This window comes from Xenorhabdus doucetiae (genome assembly GCF_000968195.1).
GTDB classification, from domain to species: domain Bacteria; phylum Pseudomonadota; class Gammaproteobacteria; order Enterobacterales; family Enterobacteriaceae; genus Xenorhabdus; species Xenorhabdus doucetiae.
Genome location: NZ_FO704550.1, coordinates 3760941 through 3776977 on the forward strand (window position 1 = coordinate 3760941; position 16037 = coordinate 3776977).

Consider the following 16037-nt stretch of genomic DNA (forward strand, 5'->3'; position numbering starts at 1 on the left):
GCGTGCCCGTTTTTATTTCTTTGCGAAAAGAAATAGCGGCAAAACATTTGTGATGACTGTTGAGAGTGACAGTTTTCAAATAACTAACAGATTCGTTGAGGTAGTAAGTAGATGAAAGATAGCAGGGCTAAAAAGGAAATTATCTTTGACGCTGAATTAGAACAAATACCGCCAGAAAAGGTCAGTGACGATATATCTGTTCAGAAACTTAATTTGTTGTCTGGGGCTGAACGCACACTGTTGTTAGAAACCTGGAATGCCACTGAAACCGTCTATCCTGACCAGTTAGGTATCCATCAATTATTCGAACGACAAGTGGAGAAAACCCCGACCGCGACGGCGTTAATCGCCGGGGATAAGACCCTGAGTTATGCGCAATTGAATGCCCGTGCTAACCGACTAACTCATCAACTGATTAAACGGGGGATTTGCCCGAATGATCATGTGGCAATCCTGTTAGAACGATCTGTTGAATTGGTGGTCGCTCAATTGGCGATTCTCAAGGCAGGCGCGGTTTATGTCCCTATCGATATCGGTGTGCCGGACGAAAGAAAAAACTGGCTGATAAACGACGGCTTAGCCAAATTGGTGCTCACCGATACACAAACCACTATCCCGGCGGATCTGGATGTCCCGCTAATGCGTCTCTCTGAGGAAACAGACGCGGACAAGGCGGAAGAGAGCGTTAATCCTGACTTACTTTGTTCCAGTACTGCGCCCGCGTACATCATGTACACCTCCGGCTCGACCGGCACTCCCAAAGGGGTGATCGTGCCTCACCGCGCGGTGGTTCGGCTCGTGATTAATAATGGCTATATTGAAATTAACTCCAATGACCGGGTTGCTTTCGCGGCTAATCCGGCGTTCGATGCCAGCACTTTTGAAGTGTGGGCGCCTTTGCTCAATGGCGGAGCATTGGTAGTTATCGACCACACCACGTTGTTGACGCCAGCGGAATTTATTCAGGCATTAAACTACCATAAAATTAATATCTTATGGTTAAGCTCCGGCCTGTTTAACCGGTTGGCGGCGGAGTTATCCCCGGTTTTGCCGCAGGTGAAAAACCTGATTGTCGGCGGCGATGTTCTTGACCCGCATATCATTGCCCAAGTTTTACGCAACAATCCACCTCAGCGGTTATTGAATGCCTATGGACCGACCGAAGGCACCACCTTTACCACCACATACCTAATTGAAACCTTGGCCGCCGGAACGACCCATATTCCTATTGGCCGGCCTATTGCCAACACGCGGGTTTACTTACTGGATGAACAGGGACAACCGGTACCATTGGGGAAAGTTGGCGAGATTTATGTGGGTGGCGACGGAGTAGCTTGCGGTTATCTCAACCGCCCTGAACTGACCGCTGAACGCTTTTTGGTTGATCCCTTTAGTGATGCAGCGGAGGCGCGGATGTACCGGACCGGCGATTTGGCCCGCTACCTGCCGGACGGCAATCTGGAATTCCTTGGCCGCAACGATCAGCAGGTGAAAATCCGCGGTTTTCGGATTGAGCCGGGGGAAATTGCATCCCGACTGGTGGAGTATTCAGCAATCCATGAAGCGGTGGTATTGGCGTTGGGCGAAGGGCAGGACAAACAGTTAGTGGCTTATGTGCTGGCAGAGCCGGATAACGCATTGCCTGCCCATTTGCGTGAACATCTTAGTGCACGCTTGCCTGATTATATGGTGCCGGCGGCCTTTGTACGTTTGGATGAATTTCCGTTAACACCTAATGGCAAATTGGATCGCCGGGCATTGCCGGTGCCGGGAGAAGACGCCTTTGCCCGTCAGGTTTACACTGCACCGCAAGGGGAGCGGGAAATGGCATTGGCGGTTATCTGGCGTGAGTTACTGGGCATTGAACAGATAAGCCGGCATGACAGTTTTTTTGCGCTGGGCGGCCATTCACTGCTCGGCGTGCGCATGATTGAACAGTTACGCCATTTAGGGCTGACATTGACTGCCCGCGACCTGTTTCAATCGCCAGTATTGGCAGAGTTGGCGCAAACCTTGGGGCAGCATCAGAGTGTGGCAGTGCCGCCGAATGCCATTACCCCGGCGGCCACGGCGCTGACCCCGGCGATGTTACCGCTGATTGATTTGACTCAACCTGAGATTGATCACATCGTCGGGCGGGTGCCGGGTGGGATAAGCAATATTCAAGATATCTATGCGCTGTCACCGTTGCAGGACGGCATCCTGTTTCACCATCTGCTGGCGAAAGAAGGTGATCCTTACTTACTGGCTTATCCGATGATCTTTGCTGACCGGGATTTGCTGGATCGCTATTTATCGGCGGTACAACAGGTGGTTGACCGCCATGATATTTTTCGTACCGCATTTATCTGGCAAGGATTATCTGTGCCGGCGCAGGTGGTCTGGCGTCAGGCACCATTGTCAGTCACTGAACTGACGCTGAATCCGGCTGACGGGTCGGTCAGTGACCAACTGGCGCAACGTTTTGATCCGCGCCAATACCGCCTCGATCTGAGTCAGGCACCGTTGCTGCGCTTTGTCATCGCGCAGGAAACGGATGGCCGCTGGTACGTGCTGCAATTACAGCATCACCTGATTGGCGACCATACCACGCTGGAAGTGATGAACCGAGAAGTTCGGGCCTATCTTGACGGACAGGCCGATAACCTGACGGCCCCCGTACCTTTCCGCCATCTGGTGGCTCAGACGCGGCAGGGGGTGAATCAGGAAGCACACACTCGCTTCTTTACCGACCTGCTGGCGGAGGTGGATGAACCGACGTTACCGTTTGGGCTGACCGAGGTTCATCGTGATGGCTCGCAAGTCACCCAAGCACACCGGATGTTAACGCCGTCACTGAATGACCGTCTGCGTGTACAGGCAAGGCGTCAGGGCGTCAGTCTGGCAACCCTGTGTCATCTGGCTTGGGCACAAGTGTTATCGCGCACCAGCGGACAAGAGAAAGTGGTGTTCGGCACGGTGCTGTTCGGGCGCATGGCGGCGGGGGAAGGCGCAGACAGCGGCATGGGGCTGTTTATCAATACCCTGCCGCTACGCTTGGATATCGATGATACCTCGCTGCACGATAGCGTCCAGGCGGCACATGCCCGATTAGCCGGATTGCTGGATTATGAACATGCCTCGCTGGCGTTGGCCCAACGTTGCAGTGGGGTACAGGGCGGCACACCGCTGTTTAGTGCCCTGTTGAACTACCGGCATAATGAGCAACCGGTGGTTCCGCATGAGGCGGTGCCGGGTATTGAATTCCTTGGCGAGCAGGAGCGCACCAACTACCCGTTTGTCCTGTCGGTGGAAGATGGCGGCACTACGCTGGGGCTGACGGCTCAGGTGGTACAGCCGTTTGATTCAGAACGGGTATGCGGTTATATGCAGCAGGCGCTGGAAAGTCTGGCGGCTGCCCTTGAACTGGCACCGGAAACGCCGGTACGGGCGCTAAACGTGTTGCCTGCCCCGGAACGTACCTTATTGCTGGAAACGTGGAATGCGACCAAAACCCCCTATCCTGAGCAAGAGTGTATCCATCAGTTGTTTGAACAGCAGGCGGAGAAAACCCCGGAAGCCACCGCGCTGGTGCATGAAAATCAGACGCTCAGCTATCAGCAATTAAATGCCCGTGCTAACCGGCTGGCCCATCAACTGATCGCCTTAAATGTTATGCCCGATCAACGGGTGGCAATTTGCATGGCCAGTTCATCGGCACGGGTGATCGCGGTGCTGGCCGTGCTGAAAGCAGGCGGTGCCTATGTGCCGTTAGATCCGGCTTATCCGGGAGAGCGTCTGTCGCATATCCTGACCGATGCGGCTCCGGCTATCGTGCTGGCGGACAGTACCGGGCGGGCGGCATTGGGTAAGCCAGCGCTTAGCGGGCTGACGGTGTTAGATCCACATCGCTTACCTGACCAGCCAGACAGCAATCCGCAGGTGCCGGCCCTGACCGCCCGCCATCTGGCCTACGTGATTTACACGTCTGGTTCAACCGGGACGCCCAAAGGGGTGATGGTGGAACATTGGGGGCTGGTCAATCTTATTCAGGATAAAATCGCCCGATTCGACCTTCTCCCTGCCAGCCGGATGTTACAGTTTGCGTCATTTGGCTTTGATGCCAGTGTCTGGGAAATCATGATGGCATTGGGCAGTGGTGCCACGCTGGTTATTCCTGATGAGGCGGTTCGTCAGAATCCGCATCATCTCTGGCATTACCTTGAAGAACAATCGGTGACTCACGCCTGCCTGACTCCGGCTTTGCTGCGGGATGGCTCGGATTTGCCGGCGATAGCGATAAAACCGACCTTGATATTGGGAGGTGAAGCGCCCAGTTCCGCGTTGCTTCAGTCACTGAGTCACCGGGCAACCCTGTTTAATGCCTATGGCCCGACAGAAATTACCGTCTGTGCCACCCATTGGCGTTGTCCGCCAAACGATACCGGGGTGAACCGTACTGATGCGCGGGTTCCCATTGGCCGCCCGACGGCAAATACCCGTATTTATCTGCTGGATAACCACGGCCAGCCAGTCCCATTGGGCGCGGTGGGAGAATTGTATATTGGGGGTGCCGGTGTTGCCCGTGGTTACCTTAATCGTCCTGATCTGACCAACGAACGTTTCCTAACTGATCCGTTTAGTAATGCGGCTGATGCCCGGATGTACCGAACCGGGGATTTAGTGCGCTATTTGCCGGACGGCAATCTGGTGTTTGTTGGCCGCAACGACCAGCAGCTCAAGATCCGTGGTTTCCGCATTGAACCGGGTGAAATTGAAGCCCGGTTGGCAGAACACCCCGAAGTGCGGGAAGCGCGGGTAGTGGCAGTGACCTTCGGTGAGGAACAGGATAAGCGTTTGGTTGCCTATGTTGTCGCCGACGCAGATAGCGGATTGGCGGCCAGTTTGCACACCCATTTGAGTGCGGTATTACCGGATTATATGGTGCCGGCGGCCTTTGTCCGTCTGGCGGCTTTCCCGCTGACACCAAACGGTAAATTGGATCATCGGGCATTACCGGTACCGGGAGAAGATGCCTTCGCCCGCCAGAGTTATGTTGCGCCACAGGGAGAAATGGAAATCGCCGTGGCGGCTATCTGGCGTGAATTATTGGGCATTGAGCAGATCGGCCGCTATGACAATTTCTTTGCCTTGGGCGGACATTCTTTGTTGGCGGTACGGATGGTGAACCGACTAGCCGCTTTCGGTGTCGATCTGCCATTAGCCACGTTGTTTATGTCGCCGTCACTGGCGGAATTTGCCAAGAAGATCAGTGCCCAACGCCATGCGGACACGGCGAACAGGGATACATTGCCTGACATCAGGCCAATATCCCGTGATCGCGCCCTGCCCTTATCGTTTGGTCAGCAGCGCCTGTGGTTTCTGGCACAATTTGAGGGGGTCAGTGATACCTATCATATTCCGACCGCCCTGCGTTTACACGGCCGGCTTAACCTTTCTGCTTGGCAAGAAGCCCTGAATTGCCTGTTTTCCCGCCATGAGGCGCTGCGTTCCCTCTTTATCACCGTGGAGGGTCAGCCTCAGGTTAAACTGTTGCCGGCTGAGTTGGGTCTGCCGGTGCAACAATACGATTTACGCCAAACAATTGACCGTAAAACATTTGACCATAAAACATCTGACATGGATAAACAGCTTGAGCGTTTATGTGCACAGGAAGCCGAAACGCCGTTTGATCTTGCCCACGGCCCGCTGATTCGTTGCTCACTGATCCAATTGGCCGAAGACGATCACCTGTTCTTACTGACGCAACATCACATCATCTCCGATGGTTGGTCTTTAGGGATACTGAAATCAGAACTGGCGGCACTTTATGCTGCCTGCCTGAATCAACAACCTGATCCGTTGCCGCCATTGACCCTGCAATATCCTGATTATGCGGCCTGGCAGCGGCAGGTATTTGCTGGTGAAGGCGTACAAGCACAGAGCGATTACTGGCGCCGGACGCTGGCAGATGCCCCGGTATTACTTGAATTGCCGACCGACAGACCCCGCCCCGCCCAACAATCATTCGCTGGCGGCCGGGTCGCCGTGCACCTTGATGCCACGTTGGTGCAAGCGCTAAAACAGTTGGGGCAACAGCACGGAACCACGCTGTTTATGACCCTGTTGACCGCTTGGGCGACGTTGTTGTCGCGTTTGTCCGGGCAGGATGATGTGGTGATTGGGATACCGAGCGCCAACCGCAACCGGCGGGAAATAGAACCGCTACTTGGTTTCTTTGTCAACACCTTGGCATTGCGCATTGATTTGTCCGGTATGCCGGATGTGGTCACACTGTTGCGGCGTGTGCAGCAGACAACACTGGGCGCGCAGGATCATCAAGACCTGCCTTTTGAGCAAGTGGTGGAAATTGTTCAACCACCGCGCAGACCGGAACATACGCCACTGTTCCAAGTGATGTTTGCCTGGCAGGAGAGTGAAATTGAGGAGTGGCAACTACCGGAATTGACGGTCACGCCATTCAAACAGGAATACGATATCGCGAAATTCGATCTGCAACTGGAATTGACGGAGCAGGCAGGCGAAATTGTGGGAGAACTGACCTACTCTTCCGCCTTGTTCAACCATGAAACGATTGAAAGACAAGTGGGTTATTTGCAGGCCATCTTGCGGGCCATGGTGAACCAGCCGCAACAATCAGTGACGGCTATCGATATCTTGTCGCCCACTGAACGGAACCGCTTGTTGGAACATGGGAATACCGCCGAAGTACCCTATCCTACTCAGGTATGTTTTCATCAGTTATTTGAACAACAGGCAGAAAAGACCCCGGACGCCAGCGCGGTAATGTATGAACATCAGACGCTCAGCTATGCAGAATTGAATGCCCGCGCCAACCGGCTGGCTCACCAGCTTATCGCCTTGGGCGTCGCGCCGGATCAGCGAGTGGCGATTTGTGTGACACGTTCACTGGCGAGGATCATCGGGTTGTTGGCTGTGCTGAAAGCGGGGGGTGCCTATGTGCCGTTAGATCCGTCCTATCCCGGTGAACGTCTGGCTTATATGCTCACTGACGCCGCCCCCGTTATTTTGCTGGCGGACGATACCGGGCGGGCCGTGCTGGGTGAAGACGTTCTGGCACCGCTGACAGTGCTCGATCCGAATATCTTGCCGGAGCAGCCGGAGCATAACCCGCAAGTCTTTGAATTGACTCCCCAGCATCTGGCCTACGTGATTTACACTTCTGGTTCAACCGGCCGCCCCAAAGGGGTGATGATTGAACATGGCAGCGTGGTGAATCTGGCGCTGACACAAATCAGCCAGTTTGAGGTTAATGCCACCAGCCGGATGTTGCAGTTTGCTTCATTTGGTTTCGATGCCAGTGTCTGGGAAATGATGATGGCATTGGGTTGTGGGGCAACGCTGGTCATTCCGACAGAAGCCGTGCGGCAAGATCCGCAGCGCCTCTGGCATTATCTGGAAGAACAGGCGGTGACGCACGCGTGTTTGACACCGGCGATGTTTCACGACGGTGCCGATTTACCGGCGATAGCGATAAAACCCACCGTCATATTTGCCGGAGAAGCGCCGAGTCCCGCGCTGTTTCAGGCACTGTGCGGCCGGGCTGATCTCTTTAACGCTTATGGGCCAACGGAAATCACTGTGTGTGCAACGACGTGGCATTGCCCGTCTGATTATACCGGGGGATTAATCCCCATCGGCAGACCGACCGCCAACAAACGTCTCTATCTATTGGATGAACACCGCCAGCCCGTTCCATTAGGCACCGTGGGGGAATTGTATATTGGTGGTGTTGGCGTCGCACGCGGCTACCTCAATCGCCCTGAATTGACGGCGGAACGTTTCCTGCCTGATCCGTTTAGTGAGGCAGCGAATGCCCGGATGTACCGGACCGGCGATGTGGCCCGCTATCGGCCGGACGGCAATCTGGAATTCCTTGGCCGCAATGACCAACAGGTTAAAATCCGTGGCTTCCGTATTGAACCGGGCGAAATTGAAGCGCGGCTGATTGAACACGCAGAGGTCAGTGAAGCACTGGTGTTGGCCTTGGGTGACGGGCAGGAGAAACGGCTGGTAGCTTATGTCATCGCTCAGGCGGACGATATAACCGCGCAAGCGAATGATGCTGAGACACAAGCAGACAATCTGGCAACCCGACTGCGTGAACACCTGAATGCGATTTTGCCTGACTATATGGTGCCGGCGGCTTTTGTGCGTTTGGATGCCTTTCCGCTGACCCCGAACGGCAAGCTGGATCGTCAGTCGCTGCCGGCCCCGGATCAACATGCCTTTGCCCGCCAAGCTTACCAAGCGCCGCAAGGGGAAATGGAAATCGCTTTGGCGACTCTCTGGTGCGAATTACTGAATGTTGAGCAGATTGGCCGGCATGACAGTTTCTTCGCCTTGGGGGGGCACTCGCTGTTGGCCGTCAAGATGATTGAACGTTTACGACGGATTGGCTTGGGTCTGTCAGTACAAACACTGTTCCAGCATCCGACCTTAAGTGTCTTAGCGCAATCTCTGGTTCAACATTCCCTCACTCAACCTAATGAAATCCGTGTGCCTGATAACGGTATTACTGCGGATACGACGAAGCTGACACCCGCCATGTTGCCGCTGATTGATCTCACGCAATCTGACATTGATCGCATTGTTGAACAAGTGCCGGGTGGGATAGCCAATATTCAGGATATCTATGCGCTGTCACCGTTACAGGATGGCATTTTATTCCACCATCTGATGGCCAATGAGGGCGATCCCTATCTGCTGATCACGCAACAGGCGTTTGCCGATCGGCGGTTACTCGACCGTTATCTGGCCGCCGTTCAGCAGGTGGTTGACCGCCATGATATCTTGCGTACCGCCTTTATCTGGCAAGGGTTATCTGCGCCGGCTCAGGTCGTTTGCCGTCAGGCACCGTTGTCAGTGACAGAATTGACCCTCGACCCGGCTGACGGGCCGATCAGTGACCAACTCGCCCGACGTTTTGACCCGCGCCGGCATCGTATTGACCTGAGTCAGGCACCTTTATTACGTTTTGTGGTGGCACCAGAGCGCGATGGCCGTTGGATTGTGCTGCAATTGTTGCATCACCTGATTGGCGACCATACCACGCTGGAAGTGATGAACAGCGAAGTTCAGGCCTTTCTTTCCGGGCGAACAGACAGCTTGCCGGCACCGGTGCCGTTCCGCCATCTGGTGGCACAGGCACGGCAGGGAGGCAGTCAGGCAGAACATACGCGCTTCTTTAGCGCGATGTTGGCTGAGATCGAGGAACCAACCCTGCCCTTTGGCTTGACGGAAGTGCACCATGATGGTTCACAGGTGACGGAATCTCACCGGCTGTTGCCCGCAGCACTGAACGATCGCTTGCGCAGTCAGGCGCGGCGGTTGGGCGTCAGTGTGGCGGCGCTGTGCCATCTGGCTTGGGCGCAGGTGCTGGCGCGTACCAGTGGGCAAGATCGCGTGGTGTTCGGCACCGTGCTGTTTGGCCGTATGCAGGCAGGTGAAGGATCGGACAGCGGCATGGGGCTGTTTATTAACACCTTGCCGTTGCGATTGGATATCGATAGTACTCCGGTGCAGGACAGTGTCCGTACAGCCCATGGCCGATTGGCAGGATTGCTGGAACATGAACACGCTTCACTGGCGCTGGCGCAACGTTGCAATGGTGTAGCCCGTGGAACACCGCTGTTTAATGCGTTATTGAACTATCGGCATAATACCCAACCGGTAACGCCGAATGACATCGTGAGTGGCATCGAATTCCTTGGGGCACAGGAGCGAACCAACTATCCGTTTGTGTTGTCGGTAGAAGATGGCGGCACGGATCTGGGGCTGACGGCGCAAGTGGTGCAGCCCTTTGATCCGGAACGGATATGCGGCTATATGCAGCAGGCGCTGGAAAGTCTGGCAGACGCCCTTGAGCAAGCGCCCGATACGCCGGTACAGCAATTAGACATTCTGCCGGCAACGGAACGCTCCTTGCTGTTAACCACTTGGAACGCCACTGAAACCGCCTGGCCTGAGGCGTTGTGCATTCATCAACGGTTTGAACAGCAGGCGGAAAAAACGCCGGATGCCACGGCGCTGGTGTGTGAAGATCAGCGCCTCAGTTATGCCGAATTAAATGCAAATGCTAACCGATTGGCGCACCAGCTTATCGCTTTGGGTGTCGCGCCGGATCAGCGGGTCGCGATTTGCGTCGCCAGTTCACCGGCGCGAATAGTAGCGCTGTTGGCGGTGTTAAAAGCGGGAGGGGCTTATGTACCGTTAGATCCAGCCTATCCGGGTGAGCGTTTGGCGCATATTCTGACTGATGCACAACCGATTCTGTTATTGGCAGATCGTGTCGGCCGTTCAGCCTTGGGTGAGCCCATGCTTGCGGGGCAGACCGTGCTTGATCCGAATTTATTGCCTGATCAACCGGATCACAATCCACAACGGCCGGCACTGACCTCCCGTCATCTGGCGTATGTGATTTACACCTCTGGCTCAACCGGCACGCCCAAAGGGGTGATGGTGGAACATCGTGGGCTGGTCAATCTGATTCAGGATAAAATCGCCCGATTTGATCTGCTTCCCACCAGCCGGATGTTACAGTTTGCGTCATTTGGTTTTGATGCGGGTGTCTGGGAAATCATGATGGCGCTGTGCAGTGGTGCCACGCTGGTTATCCCTGATGAGGCGGTTCGTCAGGACCCACACCGCCTGTGGCATTATCTGCAAGCACAATCAGTGACGCACGCCTGCCTGACTCCGGCGTTGCTGCGCGATGGCACTGATTTGCCGGCAATAACGATAAAACCGACCCTGATATTGGGCGGTGAGGCACCCAGTGCGGCGTTACTTAAGGCGCTGCGCCACAAGGCCACAGTATTCAATGCGTATGGCCCGACAGAAATCACCGTTTGTGCCACCCATTGGCGTTGTCCGTCAGATGATACCGGCGTGAACAATACCGAGGGATTCATTCCCATCGGGCGCCCAACCGCTAATACCCGTCTCTACCTGTTAAATGCCCTCGGCCAACCCGTGCCGTTAGGGGCCGTGGGTGAGCTTTATATTGGCGGCGTCGGTGTCGCGCGGGGTTATCTCAATCGCCCTGATCTGACCGACGAACGTTTCCTTACCGATCCGTTCAGTGATAACGCTGATGCCCGGATGTACCGAACCGGGGACTTGGTGCGTTATCTGCCGGATGGCAATCTGGTGTTTGTTGGCCGTAACGACCAGCAGATTAAAATCCGTGGTTTCCGCATTGAACCGGGAGAAATCGAAGCCCGGCTGACAGAATACCCCGATGTGCGTGAAGCGCTGGTACTGGCTTTGGGGGACGGGCAGGATAAACGGCTGGTGGCTTATGTCGTCGCGCCAGCGGATAGCGGGCTGGTGAACCACCTACGTGAACATCTGAGTGCGCGGTTGCCTGACTACATGGTGCCGGCCGCCTTTGTGCGACTGGATACGTTCCCGCTGACGCCTAACGGTAAGCTGGATCGCCGGGCGTTACCGGCGCCGGGCGAAGATGCCTTTGCCCGCCAGATTTACGCGGCACCACAGGGAGAAACCGAAACCGCGCTGGCTGCCATCTGGCGCGAACTACTCGGCGTTGAACAGATCAGCCGGTATGACAGTTTCTTTGCCTTGGGCGGCCATTCGCTGCTGGCAGTACGGATGGTTGAACGCCTGCGGCATTTGGGCTTAACGCTGGCAGTACGTGATCTGTTCCAGTCTCCGGTGCTGTCTGAACTGGCGCAAACATTGAAGCGGAACCAGACCGAAAAAGTACCGGCCAACGTGATTACACCGGCTACCACGGCGTTAACGCCAGAAATGTTACCGCTGATTGATCTCACCCAACCTGAAATCGACCACATCATCGGGCAGGTGCCGGGCGGGATAGCCAATATTCAGGATATCTATGCCTTGTCGCCGTTGCAGGATGGGATCTTGTTTCACCATCTGTTAGCCGATGAAGGCGACCCCTATCTGCTGGCGGGTCAAATGGCCTTTGCGGACCGGACTCTGTTAGATCGTTATCTGGCCGCCGTACAGCAAGTGATTAACCGCCATGACATTCTGCGTACCGCCTTTATCTGGCAGGGATTATCGGTGCCGGCTCAGGTCGTTTGTCGTCAGGTGCCGTTGTCGGTGACGGAATTAACCTTAGATCCGGCTGACGGGGCGATCAGCGACCAACTGGCGCAACGATTTAACCCACGCCATTACCGTCTCGATTTGGGGCAGGCACCGTTGCTGCGCTTTGTCATAGCGAAAGAAATGGTGGCACAGGAGCACGATGGCCGCTGGATTGTGTTGCAACTGATGCACCATTTAATTGGTGACCATACCGCGCTGGATGTGATGAGTCATGAAGTTCAGGCCTGCCTTGACGAGCAAGACAGCCACCTGCCGACGCCGGCACCTTTCCGCAATCTAGTGGCACAAGCCCGGCTTGGCATGAGTCAGGAACAACACGCCCGTTTCTTTACTGAAATGCTGGCTGAGGTCGATGAACCGACGTTACCGTTTGGGTTGGCGGAAGTCCGCCATGATGGTTCACAGATGACCGAATCACACCGGATGTTAACCGCTGAATTAAATGACCGCTTACGGGGTCAGGCGCGGCGGTTGGGGGTCAGTCTGGCGGCGTTGTGCCATCTGGCTTGGGCACAAGTGCTGTCGCGTACCAGCGGACAGCAACAGGTGGTCTTTGGAACCGTCTTGTTTGGCCGCATGGCGGCGGGTGAAGGGGCTGAAAATGGCATGGGGCTGTTTATCAATACCTTGCCGCTGCGCCTGGATATGGATGATACCCCGGTGCGAGACAGCGTACAGGTCGCACATCAGCGGCTGGCGGGATTGTTGGAACATGAATATGCCTCGCTGGCACTGGCTCAACGTTGCAGTAGTGTACAAGGAGGAACGCCGCTGTTTAGTACCTTGCTGAACTACCGACACAATATGGCTGCGGCAACGTCGAATGAAATCATGCCGGGTGTCGAATTCCTTGGTGCGCAGGAGCGGACTAACTATCCGTTTACGCTGTCCGTGGAAGATTTTGGCGATGCTTTGGGACTGACAGCGCAAATCGTCCAGCCGTTTGATGCCGGGCGGGTATGCGGTTATATGCAGCAGGCGCTGGAGAGTTTAGTGGCAGCCCTTGAGTCTGCCCCGGAAACGCCGGTTCGAGAGCTGGATATTTTGCCGGCAGCGGAAAAGCATTTGCTGTTGGAAACCGGCCATGCCGCACAAACCACTTATCCTGATGCACTGTGCATTCATCACCTGTTTGAACAGCAGGTGGAGAACAATCCTGATGCAACGGCGCTGGTCTATGAAGCACAAACGTTCAGCTATGCGGAACTGAACGCGCGTGCCAACCGACTGGCCAACCAGTTAATGGCACTGGGCGTGGAACCCGATCAACGGGTGGCGATTTGTGTTGCACGCTCACCGGCAAGCGTGGTCGCACTTCTGGCGGTACTGAAAGCGGGTGGGGCTTATGTTCCCTTGGACCCGGCTTATCCGGGCGATCGGCTGGCTTATCTGCTCAATGATTCGGCACCGTCAGTGGTACTGGCGGATGAGACTGGACGGGCTGTGCTAGGCGAACAGGCGCTTGCCGCATTCACGGTACTTGATCCCACTCTCCCGCCTGATCAGCCGGATAACATTGATCAAGGCAACAATCCAGACATCCCGGTGCTGACTGCACAACATCTGGCGTATGTGATTTACACCTCCGGTTCCACCGGAACGCCGAAAGGGGTAATGGTAGAGCATCGTGGTTTGGTTAATTTGATTTGGGAGAAAATCAGCCAATTTGACATTCGCCCGGATAGCCGGATGTTGCAGTTTGCCTCATTGGGTTTCGATGCCAGTGTCTGGGAAATCATGCTGGCACTGTGCAGCGGTGCGACCCTGGATATTCCGGTTGACAGCGTTCGCCAAGACCCACTGCGCCTTTGGCATTATCTGGAAGAACATCAGGTCACCCACGCCTGTTTGACTCCGGCCCTGCTGCGCGATGGCGCTGACTTGCCGGCGATCACGATAAAACCCACCCTGATACTGGGTGGAGAAGCCCCAAGTGCCGCGTTGTTTCAGGCCTTGCGTGGCCGGGCAACGCTGTTTAATGCTTACGGCCCGACAGAAATTACCGTCTGTGCCACCTGCTGGCGTTGCCCGCCAGACTCTACGGACAGGCTGATCCCGATCGGCCGCCCGACAGCGAATAGCCGTATTTATCTGCTGGACAGTCACGGCCAGCCAGCGCCGTTTGGAGCGGTGGGGGAATTGTACATTGGTGGTGCGGGTGTCACCCGTGGCTATCTCAACCGGCCTGATTTGACTGCTGAACGTTTCCTTACCGATCTATTTAGTGATGTTAAAGGAGCACGGATGTACCGAACCGGCGATTTGGTTCGCTATCTGCCGGACGGCAATCTGCTCTTCGTTGGCCGTAATGATCAACAGGTTAAAATCCGCGGCTTCCGCATTGAACCGGGGGAAATCGAAGCGCGGCTGACGGAGCACCCTGATGTCCGTGAAGCGCTGGTACTGGCGCGCGGTGATGGGCAAGATAAACGGCTGGTGGCTTATATCGTCGCGCAAGCGAATAATATTGTAGCGCCAGAGGATAACGAGTTGGCAAGCCAATTACATCATCATTTAAGAACTTTATTGCCTGACTATATGGTGCCGGCAGCCTTTGTGCGGCTGGATGCCTTTCCGCTGACCCCGAACGGCAAACTGGATCACCGGGCGTTGCCTGTGCCTGATCAGCACGCTTTTGCCCGTCAGATCTATGAAGCGCCGCAAGGGGAAACAGAGATCGTTCTGGCCGCTATCTGGCGTGAATTACTGGGTATTGAGCGGATTGGCCGGCATGACAATTTCTTTACCTTGGGGGGGCACTCCTTGCTTGCCATGCGGATGATCAACTTGGCCGCAGAGCGAGGATTGATTTGCTCATTGAATAATCTGTTCCAATTCCCGGTGCTGGCGGAACTGGCCGCAGAGATCGCCTCAAATCCGCTGTCTCAATCACAAAACAGCGCCATACCAATACGACCAGATGGTACCGAACCGCCGTTATTCTTTGTTCCCAGCGGCATGGATGACTATTCCTATGTTTTCGGGCTGGCTCAGCATATTCAGGCGGACTACCCGATTTATGCGCTCCCTTGGCCGTCCCTCAATGATGAGCGGATGTCGAACATTGAAGCGCTGGCAGCCAGAATGATCACCTTTATGAAGGCGGTGCGAGCGGAAGGCCCGTACCGGATATACGGCTACTCTTCTGGCGGCGTACTGGCTTATGCCATTGCCCAGCAACTCTTGAATGCCGGAGAGACAGTCAACTTTTTAGGTCTGATTGATACGCCTGCGCCTCACCGTTTCAAGACGCTCGCCGTTCAACCTAAACTTCAGTTTCTGGCTGAATTGGCAAGGCAGTCCGTGGATGAACATCCTCAGGAGATTGCGGCATTGCATCAGAAAATGGACGAACTGAATTTAGTGCAATTTATTGCCGCCGCGCAGGAATTGGAATTATACCCATCGAATCTACCTGCTGATTTAATTGCCAGACGTTGGGAACAGATGGGGAATTATGTCCAAATGGTCAAAGATTATGAACCCAAATCCCTTGCAATAACATTGCATCAATTCTATGCAATGAAATCTTATCCACAGATCCCGTTTGTGACGGACGTTGTGCTACAGTCCATCACGATGGAACCATCGTTAGGTTGGGAACAGATAGTTCCCGAATCTTCGCTACAATTAACTTCTGTTCCAGGGGATCATTTTAGCCTGATGGAAGATAGTGAAAATAAAACGATTCTGGCTAAGACCTTAAGCATGGCATTATCTTCCTAATAGCCCGCTAATTTTGCAGAATATAGGCACCGAATGTTAATGACTTCGGTGCTTTATTTGCTTGCAAAGAAAAACATCAACACTCTTCTTCTATATCTGCCGTCCTGCCGATAACACATCCCTACCTAACGACAATGTTCTTCTGGGAACCTTGTACAACAGCAAGTGTTTTTTTTCGGTTTTAGGAC

At 54.8% G+C, this 16037-nt stretch carries 1 protein-coding gene; it reads left to right on the forward strand.

Annotation, left to right across the window (positions count from 1 at the left end; translation table 11 throughout):
* Positions 1-111 precede the first annotated feature (111 nt).
* Positions 112-15849: a non-ribosomal peptide synthetase gene (locus tag XDD1_RS16510; RefSeq protein WP_045972877.1), complete on the forward strand. Its 15738-nt coding sequence runs from the start codon at positions 112-114 to the stop codon at positions 15847-15849.
* Positions 15850-16037: the final 188 nt, after the last annotated feature.

Excerpts from the sequence above, each read along its gene's own strand:
- XDD1_RS16510 (WP_045972877.1), top strand. The coding sequence starts at position 112 with ATGAAAGATAGCAGGGCTAAAAAGGAAATTATCTTTGACGCTGAATTA.